This window comes from Marinobacter halodurans (genome assembly GCF_004327985.1).
Lineage (GTDB): Bacteria > Pseudomonadota > Gammaproteobacteria > Pseudomonadales > Oleiphilaceae > Marinobacter_A > Marinobacter_A halodurans.
In genome coordinates this window covers 1-17,872 of the sequence record NZ_SJDL01000004.1, presented here as the reverse complement: position 1 = coordinate 17,872, position 17,872 = coordinate 1, and the positions used below count along the sequence as shown (strand labels likewise).

The following is a 17,872-nucleotide window of genomic DNA, read 5'->3' as shown; positions in this document are numbered from 1 at the left end:
TCGACCATGAGCGAGGCAGGTGTTCACGAAGACCTGGCGCTGAACCTCCGGCTGCTGTGCAGCTACTACAAATCCATCGCCGAAGTCTGCCGGCGGCTCAACATCAACCGGCCCCAGTTCAATCGCTACCTCAGTGGCCAGCACCGTCCGTCGGCCAATACCCTGCGCCGGTTGTGCGAATTCTTCGGGGTGGATGTGCAGGACATCGAGCGGCCGTACCAGGAGTTCGAACGCCTGGTGCAGGTCCGGCCCCGACTGCGGCCGGCTGACGACGAACAGGCCGGATCGGTCAGCGACCACCTGGACCGGTTACGACACGCCGGTGGCTCGATGGATCGTTACCTCGGCTATTACTTCGAGTACTACCTGTCCATGTCGGCGCCGGGCCGGCTGCTGCGGAACCTGGTGTGCCTGGAGCAGCGCGACGGCCAGGTGGTGTTCCAGCGCACCGAACGGATGGAGTCGGTGGCGGGTGAGCCGCCCTGCCATAATCGTTACCAGGGCATCGCCTATCTGCTGACGGACCGTCTGTTCCTGGTCGATTACGAGACGCTGAACCGCCACGAGATCACCCAGACCATCCTGTTTCCCAGCTTCCGCAACCGGGTCACCCGGCTGACGGGTATCAAGATCGGTGTGTCCGACAACAGCCAGCGGATGCCCTGCTGCGCCCGGGTGCTCTACGAGTACCTCGGGCCCAGCGTGCAGCTGCGCAAGGCGCTCCGGCTCTGCGGCCTGTATCGCACCGACGATCCCGGTGTGGACCAGTCCATCCTGGACGCGGTGAGCAATGACATGGCACCGGGGGAAGTGCTGTTCCGGGCCAGGCACTGAGCCTTGCGTTGAATCCTTAACAATCGGTATTTGGTCGGGAGAGAGACGCCCGATAAACTGCGCTTTTCCGTTCATCGAAGACTTCAGGATTATGCGCGCGATCAAATGTTTTTCCCTGGTGCTGCTCGGTACCTTGATGCTGTCCGCCTGTGGTGGCCCGGAGACGCCGCAGGACGTCTCCACCGCCTTCTGGCAATCGGTCATCGACGGCGATGCCGATGCGGTGGCCGACCTGTCGACGCTGGATGACGTAAGCCGTTTTGATGGGTTCGGCCAGCAGGATTGGAAGGGCGTCACCGCGACCATCGGCCGGATCGTGATCGAGGGGCCGACGGCCCGGATCACAACCCGTCTCGACGGGCTCAAGGATCACGGCGACAAGCCTCTGGAAACCACCACTTACCTGGTCAAGGAAGATGGTGATTGGCAGGTGGACTACGCCCACACCAAGGAGGCGTTCACCAACCGGCCGCTGTTCGACCAGATGATGCGCAAGCTGGAGGATTTCGGTGAGCAGATGCGCAGCAGCTTCTCGGATTCGTCCGACCAGGCTGCCAGGGACATCGAGCGCATGTCGGCGCAACTGCAGGATCGCATGGCCGCTGCGAATGAGGATTTCTCCAGGCAGATGGACGCCTTCGCCGAGAAGCTCGACCAGGCCCTGGAGGCCTTGTCGGAGTCCATCAGCAACGCCCTGGAGGACAATCCCCAGGCGTCACCACAGGATCGTCAGACCCTGCAGCAGGCGGTCATTCGCCTCGATGAAAACCGTGAGGAACTGGACGATCCGACGGTCCAGTCCGTTGCCGACAGCAGCCGGACACTGGCCCAGGTGCAGTTGTCACTCAACCGGCTTGGGGACCGTTTTGCGGCGTACCAGAAAGCGTGGAGCGAACAGGTGAAGCAGGTCGAACAGGAGATGACCCGCCTCACCCGGGGATCCTGAGCCCCGCCGGTCCGTTAATGGCCGGCGCCCGTATGCAAGGCGCCGATCACCGGTTTACTCCGCCGTTTCCAGCTTGTCCTGGGTGCGCAGCTCGAAATCGCTGGCGTCATGCCGTTCGTGCAGCTGCTGCTCGGGCTCGCCCCAGGTGCGGTTGACCATCCGGCCCCGGCGCACCGCGGGCCGCTGGGCAATCTTCTCCGCCCAGCGCACCACATGGGTGTAGGTGTGGGCTTCCAGGAATTCCGCCGCGTCGTACACCTTGTTCTTCACCAGCGCCCCGTACCAGGGCCAGATCGCCATGTCGGCGATGGTGTACTCCTCGCCGGCAACGTAGGTGTGTTCGGCGAGCTGACGATTGAGCACGTCGAGCTGGCGTTTGACTTCCATGGTGTAGCGGTTGATCGGGTATTCGTAGCTCTCCGGCGCATAGGCGTAGAAGTGCCCGAAGCCGCCGCCCAGCAGTGGCGCGCTGCCCATCTGCCAGAACAGCCACGACAGGCACTCGGTCCGCGCCGCCACATCCTGCGGGATAAACGCCCCGAATTTTTCCGCCAGGTACAGCAGGATGCTGCCGGATTCGAAGATCCGCTGCGGCGGGTCCATACTGTGATCGACCATGGCCGGGATCTTGGAATTGGGGTTGGCGTCGACGAAGCCGCTGCCGAACTGGTCGCCCTCCAGGATCCGGATGGGCCAGGCGTCGTATTCGGCATCGCGGATGCCGCGCTCCAGCAGCTCCTCCAGCATGACCGTGACCTTCACGCCGTTCGGAGTGGCCAGGGAGTAGAGCTGCAGCGGGTGTTTGCCGACCGGCAACGCCTTGTCATGGGTCGGGCCCGCGATCGGACGGTTGATGCTGGTGAACTTGCCGCCGCTCTGGTTATCCCATTTCCAGACTTTGGGTGGGGTATAGGTTGATTCGCTCATCACTGCCCTCTGTGTCGGTTGGTGGCCTCTGGCCAGGCGCTGGGTGCCGGGACGTCATCGGAGGCATCCTCGGATGCCCCATAGTGCACACAGCCCCCATGGCGAGACAAGTCATTGAGTTACCGGGGACAAGACAGTACGGCGAAGCCGGCAATATCGTTCAATGCCACTGGCTTGTCCACACAATCCGTGGATAACGCTGTGAGCAACTCCGGGAGAAGTCCCTGTAAGCGACACGGTACCTCCGTTCCAGCGATATGGCGGGCAAATGACCAGGGGCCGTGGCAGTGCTTACCCGGCGATCAGAATGCTCATTTCCCGCCCACAAAACGGAAGTCGGACGGGTAGCTGTGGAAACCGTCGAAATCCGCCTTGCCGAGCCCGACCCCATGCAGACGGGCTATCGCATACACCATGCTGCTGTGGAATAACAGGTTGGGCAGGATGTACTGGTGGATAAACGCGGGTTGCGGCAGGCGCACGTCATTGAAACCGGCGCTGTCACATTCCGTCCTGTCCGGATCGAGGGCGCTGACATCGGGCAATCGCTCCAGGTAGTGCAGGGTGCGCCGCACCTGCTGTATCACCGCCGCCTTGTCGTCTTTTCCATTGTCGAAGGACACCACGTCCCGCCCCAGCAAAGGGCAATAGCCGCGCAGGCTGAAGTTGGCGGCGATCTTTGCGTTCATCCCCAGTGGGAACATGTCCGGTGCCAGCGATTCTCCGAACAGCTTGTCCGGAATGCCGGTCAGCATGTGGTCCAGTTGGGCGACTGGGCGCATCAGCCAGTGTTTGGGTCCTGCTGTCATGGTGCCTTCAGCGTCGGGGGTTGGTCATAGAATGCCCTGTTTTTTGTCCGAAAAACAAACACCTATTGTCCACAGAAACCGTGGATAACGTTGTGGGTAACGTCAGGAGAACCGTCGCGGAGCCGTTCATTCCCTGCGTTTCAGCCATCTGGTGCGTAAATGATCGGCCGAGGTGAGGCTGGACACGGCCTAACCCCTGGTCATGTGAATGGATGAATTTCCGGCCCTTTCTTTACGGTTCGTTCCATGTCGCTGGCGGATCGGGAAGGACCGGTTCCCTTGTCCACAAAATCTGTGGATAACGCTGTGAGCAGTGGCAGGAGAAGTGGTCGCAGGCCTGCTGCAACGGGGCCTTCAGCGGATTGGCGGGCAATTGGCCAGGGCCCGGGCGGGTGGTTTATCTGGTGATCAAACCGATCGAATGGCGATCAATTCAGGTGCCCGCCGAGTCTTCCTCATCGTGGCTCTGCATCTCATTCATCAACCATTCCTTGAAGGCCTGCATGCCGGTGGTCAGCGGACGATGCTTGCGATAGACGAGGTAGAACGCCTTGTGGGTATCGAGCTTGATGTCGAACGGTACCACCAGGCGACCGGACCTGATTTCCCGTGAGGTGAGTGTGCTGTCTGCCAGTGCCACGCCGAGGTTTTCCTGGGCGGCGGCTGTGGCGAGCTGTCCGCTGGACAGCTGCAGGCTGCCCTTGGGAGTGATGAATTCCACACCCGCCTGCTGCATCCAGTCTTCCCACTCCCACGTGCGTTTACTGACGGAGATCAGCGTGTGGTGGCGCAGGTCTTCCGGCTTTTCCAGGGGGTACGGGTCCTTCAGCCGTTCCGGGCTGCACACCGGCACCAGCATCACCTTGCGCAGGAAGTGCACCTCGATGTCGTCCCACTCGCCGCTGCCGAAATAGACCGCCATGTCGGTGCTGGTCCGGTTGAAGTCCAGCAGGCCCATGGATGCATTGATCTGCAACTCCACATCCGGGTAGAGCGCCTGGAACCGGGCCATTCGCGGCATCAGCCAGCGTGTCAGGAAGTTGGGCGCCACGCTGATCCGGACCACGTTGGTTTCCTGCGCGGCCGTCAGTCGGCGGGTGGCCATCTCGATCTCGTCCAGTGCGTGCCTGACGGACGTCAGGTACTGCTCGCCGGCGGGCGTCAGCTCCACCTTGCGCTTGCTTCGGCTGAACAGTGAAAGACCCAAATATTCCTCAAGCGTCTTCACCTGATGGCTGACCGCCGATGCAGTGACAAAAAGCTCCGTCGCTGCGGCTGCAAAGCTCCTGTTGCGGGCAGATGACTCAAAAACGCGGAGTGCGTTCAGGGGCGGGAGACGGCGCATACGGGTTATCACTAATGTTGAGATATATTCAGCATTCTGCTTAGAAATGATCGCTTTTTCAACAGTAGTGGTGTCCTTACCATGAGCCATGTAGAGATCGAATCCAGCCAGACGAGGACACACATCATGGCCAAGCAAACACTGAAAACCGACACTCTCGGCAACATCGACATTGACTACTACATCCAGATCGCCCATCAACAGCGCAGCGAATACGTTGCCGAACTGGGTTCTGCACTGAAAGCCAGGATCAAGGGATTCTTCCGCGCCCAGCCCGCAAAGCTGTCCACCAGCCACTAAGCGCTGCGTTCCTCGTATGGAGGTTGGCTGGCCCTCGCGGCCGGCCCGTCTGCCTCACGGTTGCACCGGGGCCTCCTGCTTCCGCCCATGGGCCGCTTAACGGGTTATCCACATCTGAGCGTCGCAACAGACATCGTACCGAAGGAATACCTGACTCACCCCACCGGCCGTGCATCGACCGCCGCGCAATAGAGCCGATAGGCAAAGACGCCGGCAATGACGTAAAAGAACAGGGACAGGGATGCGACAGAGCGCACCAGTAGCGCCACGCCCGGATCGTATGACGCGGCCTGCCCACCGGCCAGTACCACCTTCACATAGGCCAGTTGCACCAGCCACGTAAACAGTGCCGATCCGATGCCGGCCAGCAGTGACGACACGACCAGCGCGATCATGAAGCCCTGCGTGCGGGCCCAACTGGCTGAGAGGGCGCCGAGCACATCCCGCTTCATCCGGACCACCTCGAAGGCCGCAAAAGACAGCTTCACGCCCGCCAGGAAGATCAGCACCATCAACACCCAGGATGGCCAGAACAGCAGCGGCAGGGCCGCCAGTTTCAGCGCCAGCAGCAATGTGAACAGGGGCGCAAAGAAACGCGGGGCCCGGTTCAGGTAACGCAGTACAGGTTGCGCGCCATCGCCGCGGAGGTCTTCGAACAGCTGCAGCATGGATGAGAAGGCCAGCGCGGTGATCGCGCACTCGACGATCATGAACCCCCAGCTCAGCACCTGCTTATGCGCCAGGGCCGCGTAGAGTTGGCTGTGGACCCAGTCGGAGGCCGCCAGGAACACCAGGTACACCAGGAACAGGCTGAAGATCGGGCGAAAGTTGGACGCCAGGAAGTAGAAGGACTGCTTGATGTAGGTGCGCAAGGGAAAACCTGTTATCGACGGGCGGCTTGACGGTTTCAGGAGCAACAGGTTAGCGCAGGATGGCGGACGTGTCTGCGACGCCGCTGTCCGGCCGGAGACTAAAGAGGGCGCCACGTCAGGTGGCGCCCCGGGTTGCTGGAGGCCTGGTCAGGCCAGGTCGAAACGGTCCGCGTTCATCACCTTGGTCCAGGCCTTCACGAAGTCCTTCACGAATTTCTCCTTCGCGTCGTCCTGGGCGTAGACCTCGCTGATGGCGCGCAGCTGCGAGTTGGAACCAAAGATCAGGTCCACACGGGTGCCGGTCCATTTGACGTTGTTGGTCTTCACGTCACGGCCTTCGAACACATCACTGTCGCTGGGGGACGGTTTCCACTCCAGACCCATGTCCGTGATGTTCACGAAGAAGTCGTTGGTCAGTGCACCGACCCTGTCCGTAAACACGCCGTGGCTGGAATCGCCCGTGTTGGCGCCGAGCACCCGCAGACCACCGACCAGGACCGTCATTTCCGGAGCGGTCAGCTGCAACAGTTGGGCGCGATCGATCAGCATGTCTTCGTCCGGCACCGCGAACTTGGTGCGACGGTAGTTGCGGAAGCCGTCCGCCTGCGGCTCCAGTGGCTCGAATGCCTCGACATCCGTCTGGTCCTGGCTGGCGTCGGTACGGCCCGGCGCGAACGGCACCTCGATGCTTTGACCGGCGTCCTTCGCGGCCTTCTCGATGCCGGCACTGCCGCCCAGCACGATCAGGTCGGCGAGAGAGATCCTCTTGTTGCCGGACTGGGCATCGTTAAAGGACGTCTGGATACCCTCAAGCGTCTGCAGGATCTTGCCGAGTTTGGCCGGCTCGTTCACCGCCCAGTCTTTCTGCGGGGCCAGGCGTAGACGGGCACCGTTGGCGCCACCGCGCATGTCGGAACCGCGGAAGGTCGAGGCGGAAGCCCAGGCGGTTGCGACCAGGTCCGAAACCGACAGTCCGGAGTCCAGCAACTTGCTCTTCAGGTCGGCCACATCCTGGACGTTCACCAGGTCGTGGTCCACCGGCGGTACCGGATCCTGCCAGAGCAGGTCTTCGGCCGGCACATCCGGGCCGAGGTAGCGGGATTTCGGACCCATGTCCCGGTGCGTCAGCTTGAACCAGGCGCGGGCGAACGCGTTCGCAAAGGCTTCCGGATCCTGATGGAACCGGCGGGAAATCTTCTCGTAGGCCGGGTCGTAACGCAGCGACAGGTCGGTGACCAGCATGGTCGGTGCCCGACGTGGCGAGTTCTTTTCCGGCCCCGGCATCTCGTCGCCCTTGGCTCCCTTTGCCACGAACTGCTTCGCACCGGCGGGGCTGGTGGTCAGCTCCCACTCATAGCCGAACAGGTTCTCGAAGAAGTGATTGCTCCACTGGGTCGGCGTCTGGGACCAGATGACTTCGGGGCCACCGCCCATGGTGTCTTCGCCTTTGCCCTTGCCGTAGCTGCTCTTCCAGCCCATACCCATCATTTCGATCGGGGCGGATTCCGGGTCCGGTCCCATCTGGTCTTCGCTGCCGGCACCGTGGGTCTTGCCGAAGGTGTGGCCGCCGGCGATCAGCGCGACGGTTTCCTCGTCGTTCATCGCCATGCGCTTGAAGGTCTCACGGATATCGTGGGCAGCCTTGACCGGATCCGGTTCGCCTTCGGGACCCTCCGGGTTCACATAGATAAGCCCCATGTGGGTTGCCCCCAGCGGGTTCTCCAGCTCGCGCTTTTCCTTGTCAATGATGCGGTCATCGCTGCCGAGCCATTCTTTTTCGGCGCCCCAGTAGACGTCCTCCTCCGGTTCCCAGGTGTCTTCACGGCCACCGGCAAAACCGAAGGTCTTGAAGCCCATGGATTCCAGGGCCACGTTGCCGGCCAGCACATAGAGGTCTGCCCAGGACAGCTTGTTGCCGTACTTCCTCTTGATCGGCCAGAGCAGGCGACGGGCTTTGTCCAGGTTGACGTTGTCCGGCCAGCTGTTGAGCGGGGCAAAGCGCTGTTGACCACCACCGGCGCCGCCGCGGCCGTCGCCGATCCGGTAGGTGCCGGCGCTGTGCCAGGCCATGCGGATCATCAGGCCGCCATAGTGACCGAAGTCGGCCGGCCACCAGTCCTGGGAGTCGGTCATCAGCATGGTCAGGTCCTGCTTGACCGCGGCCAGGTCCAGCTTCTTGAATTCTTCGGCGTAGTTGAAATCCTCGCCCAGCGGATTGGATTTGCTGGTGTGTTGACGAAGGATGCTGAGGTTCAACTGGTTGGGCCACCAGTCCTGATTGTAGGTCCCTTTGTCTTCCAGCCGGGTATGGGCCCCATGCATTACCGGGCACCCACCTGACTTTCCTGTGTTCTCGGCCATTTTGCTCTCTCCGTTATTCCTGCGTTGTTGGAACAGCGATCGAGGTTGAACGACACCTCGGATGTCGCGTCTGTCGATTTACTAAACGTAGCAACGGGGGGCGATTCCACAAATTTGCTTTTTTCAACCGGAGCAATAGTTTTTGGCTGTGATGTTGATGCTCGGTAATTGGTTCAATTCATTGTGGTTATGCGTCATCGTCCCGGCGACACAGGGCGTGGTGGGAAAACGGGCCGGTAAGGCTCCGGCTGATCGGGGCCCACTTGAACCGACGACCATCAAGTGGACCGCACCGTAAAGGCGCTTGATCTCGTGGGCATTAAAGTGTCAAAAAATTTTACATCAATCCCTCCGCCGTTCCTGTAAATGATTGACATACCGTTAGCTGGCCCGGTTATTGCGCGTATTTTTCGCCAATGTAACCGGTCGGAAGACGACAGGGACTTGGTGAGATTGAAAGACTCTTTGGCCGCCTGCCTTGAGGCCTGCCGTCCAGCCTGCCACATGTCCGGCTTCTGACTTCAACAATGACAATTTCCCCAGGCCCGTTATTGCGTCATCCGAGCAAGAACCCGGAGATCACTATGAAAGTCCTGCCCCTGCTGCTGGCGTTGTGCTTTATGTCCCCCGCCCATGCCGCACTGATTACCTATGCCTATACCAACAAGATCGAAAACCAACACGAGTCCTACGATGCGGTCGGACTGTTTACTGTTGATGACCAGCGCCGGGGCCTGGTGTCGGCCACTTTTACCAGCATACCGGTGAACTTCGAGTGGGAGGGCTTTGTGCCGCTGATGTACGATCAGCCGGTATCGGATGTCGGACAACTTTACGAAAATGGATTTGAGCCTTTCACGGTGGGGGATGCCTCCTGCTTCCTGTATCTGGATCTTTTCTTCCTCGATGCCGGTGAGGATATCTTCCACAACCTCGATAAAACGGCCCCGTTTGAAGGCGCGTCTGTTGAAGTGGTCAGTACCCATACCGGCTACTTCTTCATTGCCGGTCTGAACAAGGTCAGCACGGTCGACGTGCCCGAGCCCGCCAGCACGGCGCTGTTCGGTCTCGGTCTGTTGGGGCTGGTGGCCAGTCGGCGCAAGCGCTGCTGAGCCGGTATTGTTCAACCGCCCCCCCATCGTATCGCCGGTCAATCACGCGTTTTACAAAGAGGATGTGCCCGACTGAAAAGTGACTGGGCACGCTTCTTCCGATCTGGAAGGGTTGGGCCATGTCCGGGATTGCCGCTTGCGGTTGGATCCGGGGCGGGATCATCCACAGAATCTGTGGATAACTGCGTGGGTAAGCTCAGGAAGAATGTCCGAAGGCCTTATGAACAGGGGAGTGGCGGTTTATGACGGTTAAGTGACCAGGTATGCAGTGTTGGGACCCTCCTGAATGTCCGTTGCCAGACTGAAGCCAAATTGTATTAAGTAGATTGATTTGATGTTGATACTCTATAATCGGCTTCGATCATGAATCGGTTGGTTCAAGGACACAATGGAGGATTCAGATTTGTCGACCCGGAAGACACAGCCAGAAGATAAACTCGGTGGCTCAGAACGCATGCCGACGGAGAAGCCTCTGGGGGTGGCCTACATTATTGGTCGTCTGGACCGCTCCCTGAATCGCCACATACGGCATGCCCTGTCGCCACTGGGGCTGACGGTAGGGCAGTACACCGCTTTATCCGTTGTCAATACCCGCGGGCAGCAGTCCAATGCCCAGTTGGCAGAACGCACGATGGTGTCGCCGCAGGCGGCCAACGAACTGATCAAGACCATGGAAAAGAATGCGTGGATCGAGCGTAAACCGGATCCCACCCATAAACGCATCATCCAGATCAGCCTGACGGATGCCGGCAAGGATATCCTCGCCCAGGGGGACAGGGTCATTGCAAACCTTGAGCGTCGCATGCTGGCTGAGCTGACTGTCGACGACAGCCTGGCGCTGAAAAACCAGTTGCGCAGCCTGGTGAGAATGCTGGCGGAACTCTAGTTTCCGCCCCGGTTGCCTGCGAACCGGTTCCCGAACAGGACGCACTATCCAGCGCTGATTTTGTTCGGCTCGTTACCCCCCCCAACACCCCTCATCATCGTGACCCTCCGACCGTGTCGAGATCCCTGACGGAGCGCCATCGGCGTTGTCTTGCTTTTGTTCACTAATAGGAATAGCATCAATTTTGTATCAAGTTAGTTGACATGGTATTGATTGCGTGTGCGGCGATCCGCTAACGCGTCACTCACGGCGATCATCGAACCGTTCCGGACCGGGCGCTGCGACGTCCGTTATAGCCTGATAGGAGGTTGATGAATGAGAACAAAAACAACAACACAACAACGAACGAGCCAACCTGCGAAAAGAGGGCTGAACCTGGCCCTGATGGCGGCTCTCTCGCTGCCGGCCCTGCCTGCCGTTGCGGCGACGAGCCTGGAGGACCTGCAACAACAACTGGACGCCCAGCGCAAACAGATTGAGGCGCTGCAGGAGAAGCAGAAGCAGGAACAGGAGCAAGGGTCGCTTGCGGACCGCTCGGATGTCTCGCTCTACGGCGTTCTGGATACCGGCGTTGAGCACATCACCAACATCGGTGAGGACAGCGATGGCTTGACCCGTATTCCCGCGATTACCGGCACCATGGCGTCGCGGTTGGGCATTGATGCGCACATTGACTTTGCTGAAGGTTACCGGGGGCTTGCCAAGCTGGAGATGGGGTTCAATGCCGATGACGGCACCCAGGGCCAGGGCGGCCGCCTCTTCGGTCGACAGGTCTACGTCGGGGTGCAGACCCCCTATGGCCGCCTGACCGTCGGGCGTCAGTATTCGGTCTTCCTGTTTGCCCTGGGGACATCCGATCTCATCGGGCCCAACATCTATGCGCTGGGCTCCCTGGACGCCTACCTGCCCAATGCCCGCTATGATAATTCCCTGTCCTGGATGCACCGGTTCACCGACCGGATTTCCGCCGGCGCCAGCTATTCCTTCGGCCGTGACACCAGCGGCGGTGTGCCGGCTTCCGGCACCTGCGGCGGTGAATCCCTGCAGGTGGGGGACTCCTCAGCCTGCCAGGCCTGGTCGGCGATGCTGAAATACGATACCGGCACGTTTGGCGTAGCGGCGGCGATCGACACGCTCAACGGTGGTGATGGCGCGGGGGCGTTTTTCTTCAACGGCCAGCCTCCCGTAGACATGAGCGACTCCGGTGATACGGATCGCCGGACCAGCCTCGGTGGCTACGTAAAACTGGGGGATGGCAAAGTCGGCGTGGGTTGGCTGGGGCGTGAACTGGACACTGCGGCCACCAACATCCAGTCCGACGCCTACTACGTTACCGCCAATTACAGGTTCACGCCGAAATTCACGCTGGATGGCGGCGTCTACGACATCACGAACGATGATCAGGACGCCGACGCCACGCTGGCTGTGATCCGGGGCATCTATAACCTGGCCACGGGCCTGGATACCTATGCCCAGATGGGCTACATCACCAACAGTGACAATGCGGCCTATGCCGTATCCGGCGCCGGGCCCAACACCGCCCCGGCCGCGGGTGAGAGCCAGGAAGGCTACATGGTGGGATTGCGTTACAAGTTCTGACCCTGTGGTTGTTTCGACACTGGAAAGGGGCTGACGAAGGTCGGCCCCTTTTTTGTCTGCCGCTTTCCGGTGAGTGTCGGGATACGGTATCGCGCTGGCTGTAGCCGTCGACGTCATTCCATCCAGGATTGATGGGCGGCGGCGTGGTGTCCTGTTCCCAAGCGGAAAATGGCGTTACCGCGATGAGCCCGGCAGGGTTCCGGGCGTCATGCCATAGCGCCATCTGGCGCGTCGTTGCACTTACATCCGTTTCGTACGGCTAGGGATCGCGGCACCCAAATCTGCTGGCCAGTTCAATGTCACCCGAGCCCGTCATGAAGCCCATGGTCGGTCGACCATGGGGGGGCCGATTCGAGTACCGAGAGGCACTCGAACCGGAGTACGGGCATTCAGGAATAGAGGATCCGGACCAGCCACAGACTGATCGGCGGAAACAGCACCAGTACCAGGGTGCGCAGGATGTCTGCCGTGATGAACGGCAGGATGCCGCGGTAGGTGTCGCGAATGGGGACGCCGGGGGCCATCGAGTTGATGATGAACAGGTTCAGGCCGACGGGTGGGGTGATCAGCCCGACTTCGGCGACCACCAGGATGAGGATGCCGAACCAGAGGGCGAATTCCTCGGGAGACAGTCCGAAATCCATGGCGCTGACGATCGGGAAGAAGATGGGAACGGTCAGCAGGATCATGGACATGGAATCCATGATGCAACCGAGGATGATGTACAGCGCCAGGATGATCGTCAGGATCAGCCAGGGCGAAAAGCCCTGATCGACCACCCAGGCTGCGCCGCTCTGTGGAAGCTGTGAAAAGGCCAGGAAGGTGTTGTAGACCCCGGCCCCCAGCACGATGAAGAAGATCATGCCAGACGACACCGCCGTCTTCTTCAGGCAGTCCATCAACCGGCTGCGGTCCAGGCCGCCCTTGATCCAGGCCACCAGTCCGGTGCCTGCCGCACCAATGGCGGCCGCCTCCGTAGGCGTGAACCAGCCCAGGTAGATGCCGCCAACCACCAGGAAGAAGATCACCAGGACCGGCCAGATCTCGATGACGGCGGATAGCCTCACGCCCCAGGGAACGGGATCACAGGTGTTTTCGGCGTCCTTCGAGACCCGTACGATCACCGAAATGGCCACCAGGTAGAACACCGCGGCGAGGATGCCAGGCACGAACGCAGCGACGAACAGCTTCGCGATGTTCTGCTCGGTCAGTATCGCGTAGATCACCAGTACCACCGACGGCGGGATCAGGATACCCAGGGTGCCGCCGGCAGCCAGCGCCGCCGTGGCCAGCCCGCCCGAATACCCATAGCGCCGCAGTTCCGGCAGGGTGACCTGGGCCATGGTGGCGGCGGTGGCCAGGGATGAGCCGCAGATGGCCCCGAACCCGGCGCAGGCGCCCACGGCGGACATGGCGACGCCGCCCCGGCGATGACCCAGGAAGGCCTCGGCGGCCTTGAACAGCGACCGGGACATTCCGCCGTGCGCAGCAAACTGGCCCATCAGCAGGAACAGCGGGATGATCGACAGGGAATAGTTGGCAAAGTTGGACCAGCTCAGGTTCTTCATCTGGGCCAGGATGGGCGTCCAGCTGCCGGTTACCAGCCAGGTGCCCACCAGACCGGTCAGCAGCATGGCCGCACCAATGGGGATGCGGATGAAGATCAGCAGGATCAGGATCGGGAAGGACCACAGGGCGATGTCGATACTGCTCATGCGTGCTCGTCCTCCGGGGCCGGGTGAACATCAAACGAGCCCGTGTGCAGCGCCACGATGTCCCGCCACACGGTAAACAGGCTGGTGATCCAGAACAGGACCAGCAGGACCATGGCAGCGGCATAGGACCACCAGACGGGAATCTGCAGGATGAATGACGTTTCACCGTAGGCGTGCTTGTCGAGCGTCCCGGCAAAGTGGCGCCAGGCCATGACGGTCACCAGCCCAGACATCACCACATCGCCCAGCAGTTGGGTCCAGGCCATCGCCCTGGGCCCCAGCCTCTCGATGAACAGGTCCACGCTGATATGGCCCCGGAACAACTGGCAATAAGGCATGAAGGAAAACACGGCGAGACCGCACAGAATTTCGACCAATTCATAGTCACCGGGAATGGCGGACAGCCCGATCGGCGTCAATGAGCGCCCGGCGATGCTGGAGCAGGTGATGAGGATGGCGCTGATGAGCAGCAGCCCGCTGAATACGATCAGTATCCGGGCGGCTCCGGTGACCAGCGCCTCGACACGGCTATAGAGACCGACGGTGGTAGAAGTCATGGGTAACCTTGAACAGAAACGGCGTTGGCCCGGGCCCGACCGTTTCCGGCCGGGTCATTGTCATGCAGGAACGGGGAGGGTGGTTTGCCTGGGGCCCCTCACATCTCGGCATCATACTTGTCGATCAGGGATCTGGCCGTGTCGTAGAGCTCCTGGCCGTGCAGGCCCTTGCCGTTCATCTCCTCGATCCAGTCGGCCGTTACGGCTTCACTGGCCTTGTGCCAGCGCGCGGTTTCTTCAGGGTCTAGGGTGACCGTCGTGTTGCCGGCCTTATCCGCCGCCGCCCGGCCATTGCGATCGCCTGCGTCCATGGCCTGGCCGAACCACTTGGCGAGTTCCATTCCCGAATTGTCATCGATCACCTTCTGCAGGTCGGCCGGCAGACTCTGGTAGCGGTCCTCGTTCATGGCGAACAGGAAGGTGGCGGTATACAGGCCGCGCTTGCCGGAGAATTCGGTGTGATAGGGAGCCAGTTCCGCAATCTTGAGGGCGGTGGTGACTTCGAAAGGCATCACGGTACCGTCGATGACACCCTTGGAGAGGGCCTCGGGGGTGGCTGACACCGGCATGCCAATGGCGCTGGCGCCCAGGGAGGTCAGCATGGCGTTGACCACACGTGACGTGCCCCGGATTTTCAGGCCTTCCAGGTCCTCGAGGGAGCGGATGGCCTGGTTCCGGGTGTGGAGCAGGCCGGGGCCGTGGGTGTGGACCGCGAGCACATGGATGCCCGGCAGGTCACCCTTCATGTATTTCTCGTAGTACGCCTGGAACGCCATGGACGAGCCGGTGGCGGAGGTCGCCATGAACGGCAGCTCGAACACTTCGGTCTTGGGGAAGCGGCCCGGGGTGTAGCCGAACAGCGTCCAGGTTAGGTCCACGACGCCGTCCCGCACCTGGTCGACCAGGTCGGCGGGCCGGCCACCCAACTGCATGGAGGGATACAACTGGACTTCAATACGTCCCCCGGACTGCGCTTCGATCTTCTTGGCCCAGGGCTCGAGGACCTTGGACGGGATCGTCGCTTGTGGCGGGAGCATCTGGTGCAGGCGCAGGATGACATCGGCGGCATTCGCGGATACGGCACTTCCTGCAAGGAAGAGCACAACCAGGAGCCTTGAGGCCAGCAACTTGAACATGGGGTCACCTCGTCTTGTTTTTGTAGTGCGTTCGGATCGTCGTGCGCTGACATCCCCTTGCGCCCGGCAGGTTTTCTGCGGGCTCTGGGTTTATCAATGTAGTATCAATTTTGTTGATATTTGCAATGTATACCGGTCGACAGGTGAGCGCAAGTCGTCCCATGAAAAAGGACACGCTGTTCGGAGTGGCCGGAAAACGTGCCTATCGGAGATGCCCGAAAAGGGGGACGAGCGGGGGGAATGCGACGTCCAGTGTCATCCACAGAATCTGTGGATAACTGCGTGGGTAAGCTCAGGATGAATGGCCCAGAGCCCGATAGCTGCTGGATTGACGGATCGTGGCCGGTAAATGACCAGGGGTTGTCAGGTTGCGGCAAATGCGGTCAAAAGCTGACCGGTCGAGCCTCGAGGACCCCGGCGCCGGAAAGGGCCCGAGTGAAAAAGCTGGCGCAGGAAACCCGTCACAGAATCCGGCCGTTGGGCCCGGCCGACAGCGGGAAACTGCGCTAGAATCAGCCGGATCAAACCACGCCCCGCCCACGGGCATCAAGGGCATCTCCAACAGGACGCTGTTGCCATGGAAGAACGCACCCGCACGCTGATTGATACGCCTACCCGCTATGGGCTCATTGTGATGGCCGTGGCCCAGGGATGGCTGCTGTATTTTCTCCACCTTGCCATTGACCAGCGATTCTGGCCGGCCACCGACGTGACCTGGCTGGTCTCGCTGTATGCGGTGATCATCGGAGTGCCGGCCTTCTTCTATCTGGGCCTCGAAAGACTGCGGGACACTCGCAACCTGATCGCCGCCGCGCTGTTGACACCCCTTCTGTTCGGACTGGGATGGCACCTGGGGTGGCTGATCTCGGGGAGCCGAAGCTCCGGTACGGTTGAGTTCGGCTTTTTCTTCTGCGGCAGTATTGGCGTGGCTCTGTTCATCCTGGCGCTCTACTTTCGCAGTTGGTCGTTCAATGACCGGCTGACGTTCCGCTACAGCCAGTTGCTGGAGTATTCCTGGCAGCAGGCCCTGACGATGGCGATGGTCGGGCTCTTCATCCTGGTGTTCTGGCTGCTTCTGCTGATCTGGGCGTTGTTGTTCAAGGTGATCGGCATCGGTTTCTTCGCCGATCTGTTTGGCGAACCGGTGTTCATTTACCCGGTGACGGCGCTGGTCGGTGGTTGGGGGCTTGTACTGACCCGTGAGCGCATCCGTTTGATTGTCACGACCCGGGCCGTGTGTGAAGCGTTGATCAAGGCCTTGTTACCCCTGGCGGTCCTGATCGCGGTCCTGTTCCTCGCGGCGCTGCCCTTCACGGGACTGGATGCGATCTGGGACACCGGTCGTGCCGCGCTCCTGATGATGCTCCTGACGGTGGTGGTGCTGTTTTTCTTCAATGCGGTGCTGAGCGATGACCCGGACCATCCCGCCTATCCGGCCTGGCTTCGCCGGTTCGTATTGTTCGGAGTCATGCTGTTGCCCGTCAATTCCCTGCTGGCCGCCTGGGCGCTTGGTTTGCGGATCGATCAGTATGGCCTGACGGTCGACCGTCTGATTGCCGCGGTTCTGCAGTTGCTGATTGCGGCATTTACGCTGACCTACGCCGTCGTCATTCCGTGGCACCGCCGCCGGGCACTCGAGGGCATCCGGACGGCCAATCAATGGCTGGCCCTGCTGGTCGCTGCGGTACTGATCCTGATTCACACGCCGCTCGCCGACCTGCGCGACTGGTCCGCCCAGAGCCAGGTGGATCGCCTGATCAGCGGTCGTGTGGCGCCCGATGCATTCGACTACCGATACCTGCGCTTCGAGCTGGGCCAGTACGGTCAGGACGCCCTGCACGACCTGAAACAGTCGGACTTCGCAAAGAATCACCCGATCGTGAACCTGCGCATCGAGACGGTTCTCACGCACGACAATCGGTGGCAGAACCTGCCGGATATCAAAGCCGATAATCTGTCGGCCATCCGTAGCGTCGTTGAGGTTACTCCCGATGGTGCCGGTGTGCCGGACAGCCTGTTGAAACGCTTCATTGACGACGCCCCGCGCTGCCTTTCCCGGAAGCAGCACTGTCGACTGGTTCGCGTCGTGGATGCGGTACCCGGGCCGCAGTGGTGGGGCCTTACGGAACACAGCTATCCGGCTGGCGTGGTGTATCAGGCCAACGGCGAGGACTGGCTGCAGGTGGGCACGTTATCAAGCCGGACCTGCCCGGGTGACATCGCGGTGCGCCTGCGGAATGTCGAGCGGCTGAAGCGGGTGCCGGGCAGTCGCTTCGTCTATGGCGATGGCGAGTGTTTTTACCGGATCGATGCGGACGACGCCTATCTGCGATCGCTGGCCGCACCCTAGTGTCCCTTAACAAAAGTTCGTCGAATTTTTATGGTTAAAGTTTATAATTGCAGAAAACATCGAGGGAGCTACTGCAATGGGACGACCGGTCACCCCTTTGATTATTACAGACGAAGAACGCGA

The 17,872-nt window shown here is 60.8% G+C and carries 15 protein-coding genes; 7 read left to right on the top strand and 8 right to left on the bottom strand.

Annotated elements, in window-relative coordinates; translation table 11 throughout:
• The first annotated feature begins 6 nt into the window (after nucleotides 1–6).
• Together EZI54_RS03325 and EZI54_RS03320 are read left to right on the top strand one after the other, a co-directional pair.
• Nucleotides 7–834 carry a helix-turn-helix domain-containing protein gene (locus EZI54_RS03325; protein ID WP_131479024.1) on the top strand — a complete coding sequence of 276 codons (828 nt, stop codon included), beginning with the start codon at nucleotides 7–9 and terminating at the stop codon, nucleotides 832–834.
• A 91-nt stretch (nucleotides 835–925) separates the two neighbouring features.
• On the top strand, nucleotides 926–1,780 hold the full coding sequence (locus tag EZI54_RS03320; RefSeq protein WP_131479022.1) for a hypothetical protein: 855 nt from the start codon (nucleotides 926–928) through the stop codon (nucleotides 1,778–1,780).
• A 54-nt stretch (nucleotides 1,781–1,834) separates the two neighbouring features.
• Here the strand turns inward: EZI54_RS03320 and yghU are convergent, their stop codons facing one another.
• The 3 genes from yghU to gcvA form a co-directional block, all read right to left on the bottom strand.
• The gene (gene yghU, locus EZI54_RS03315) at nucleotides 1,835–2,707 is read right to left on the bottom strand and encodes a glutathione-dependent disulfide-bond oxidoreductase (RefSeq protein ID WP_131479020.1); all 873 of its coding nucleotides are present in this window, start codon (nucleotides 2,705–2,707) and stop codon (nucleotides 1,835–1,837) included.
• A 311-nt stretch (nucleotides 2,708–3,018) separates the two neighbouring features.
• Nucleotides 3,019–3,516, bottom strand: a complete 498-nt coding sequence (locus EZI54_RS03310) for a DUF1993 family protein (RefSeq protein ID WP_131479018.1) — start codon at nucleotides 3,514–3,516, stop codon at nucleotides 3,019–3,021.
• A gap of 433 nt (nucleotides 3,517–3,949) precedes the next feature.
• Complete coding sequence (gene gcvA, locus EZI54_RS03305) at nucleotides 3,950–4,861, bottom strand: transcriptional regulator GcvA (RefSeq protein ID WP_131479016.1); 912 nt, start codon at nucleotides 4,859–4,861, stop codon at nucleotides 3,950–3,952.
• A 126-nt stretch (nucleotides 4,862–4,987) separates the two neighbouring features.
• Here gcvA and EZI54_RS24350 point away from each other — a divergent pair, with 126 nt between their 5' ends.
• Nucleotides 4,988–5,161 carry an RSP_7527 family protein gene (locus EZI54_RS24350; protein WP_165495664.1) on the top strand — a complete coding sequence of 58 codons (174 nt, stop codon included), beginning with the start codon at nucleotides 4,988–4,990 and terminating at the stop codon, nucleotides 5,159–5,161.
• A gap of 155 nt (nucleotides 5,162–5,316) precedes the next feature.
• Here EZI54_RS24350 and EZI54_RS03300 read toward each other — a convergent pair whose 3' ends face one another.
• Together EZI54_RS03300 and katG are read right to left on the bottom strand one after the other, a co-directional pair.
• Complete coding sequence (locus EZI54_RS03300; RefSeq protein WP_131479015.1) at nucleotides 5,317–6,033, bottom strand: hypothetical protein; 717 nt, start codon at nucleotides 6,031–6,033, stop codon at nucleotides 5,317–5,319.
• A gap of 147 nt (nucleotides 6,034–6,180) precedes the next feature.
• Nucleotides 6,181–8,355, bottom strand: coding sequence for a catalase/peroxidase HPI (gene katG / locus EZI54_RS03295; RefSeq protein WP_242674332.1), 2,175 nt, complete (start codon nucleotides 8,353–8,355; stop codon nucleotides 6,181–6,183).
• A gap of 623 nt (nucleotides 8,356–8,978) precedes the next feature.
• Here katG and EZI54_RS03290 point away from each other — a divergent pair.
• The 3 genes from EZI54_RS03290 (at nucleotide 8,979) to EZI54_RS03280 (ending at nucleotide 11,991) form a co-directional block, all read left to right on the top strand.
• Nucleotides 8,979–9,506 (top strand): PEP-CTERM sorting domain-containing protein, encoded by a 528-nt coding sequence (locus EZI54_RS03290; RefSeq protein ID WP_165495663.1) that lies wholly within the window; start codon nucleotides 8,979–8,981, stop codon nucleotides 9,504–9,506.
• A gap of 454 nt (nucleotides 9,507–9,960) precedes the next feature.
• Nucleotides 9,961–10,392, top strand: a complete 432-nt coding sequence (locus EZI54_RS03285) for a MarR family winged helix-turn-helix transcriptional regulator (RefSeq protein ID WP_131479009.1) — start codon at nucleotides 9,961–9,963, stop codon at nucleotides 10,390–10,392.
• Between the two features lie 315 nt (nucleotides 10,393–10,707).
• Complete coding sequence (locus tag EZI54_RS03280) at nucleotides 10,708–11,991, top strand: porin (protein WP_131479007.1); 1,284 nt, start codon at nucleotides 10,708–10,710, stop codon at nucleotides 11,989–11,991.
• 389 nt (nucleotides 11,992–12,380) lie between these two features.
• Here EZI54_RS03280 and EZI54_RS03275 read toward each other — a convergent pair whose 3' ends face one another.
• From EZI54_RS03275 to EZI54_RS03265, 3 genes are all read right to left on the bottom strand, one after another.
• On the bottom strand, nucleotides 12,381–13,706 hold the full coding sequence (locus EZI54_RS03275) for a TRAP transporter large permease (RefSeq protein WP_131479005.1): 1,326 nt from the start codon (nucleotides 13,704–13,706) through the stop codon (nucleotides 12,381–12,383).
• Nucleotides 13,703–14,263, bottom strand: coding sequence for a TRAP transporter small permease (locus tag EZI54_RS03270; RefSeq protein WP_131479003.1), 561 nt, complete (start codon nucleotides 14,261–14,263; stop codon nucleotides 13,703–13,705). Before EZI54_RS03270 ends, EZI54_RS03275 begins: the two co-directional genes overlap by 4 nt.
• A 98-nt stretch (nucleotides 14,264–14,361) precedes the next feature.
• Nucleotides 14,362–15,399 carry a TRAP transporter substrate-binding protein gene (locus EZI54_RS03265; RefSeq protein ID WP_131479001.1) on the bottom strand — a complete coding sequence of 346 codons (1,038 nt, stop codon included), beginning with the start codon at nucleotides 15,397–15,399 and terminating at the stop codon, nucleotides 14,362–14,364.
• A gap of 577 nt (nucleotides 15,400–15,976) precedes the next feature.
• Here EZI54_RS03265 and EZI54_RS03260 point away from each other — a divergent pair.
• The gene (locus EZI54_RS03260; protein WP_131478999.1) at nucleotides 15,977–17,749 is read left to right on the top strand and encodes a DUF4153 domain-containing protein; all 1,773 of its coding nucleotides are present in this window, start codon (nucleotides 15,977–15,979) and stop codon (nucleotides 17,747–17,749) included.
• Nucleotides 17,750–17,872 lie beyond the last annotated feature (123 nt).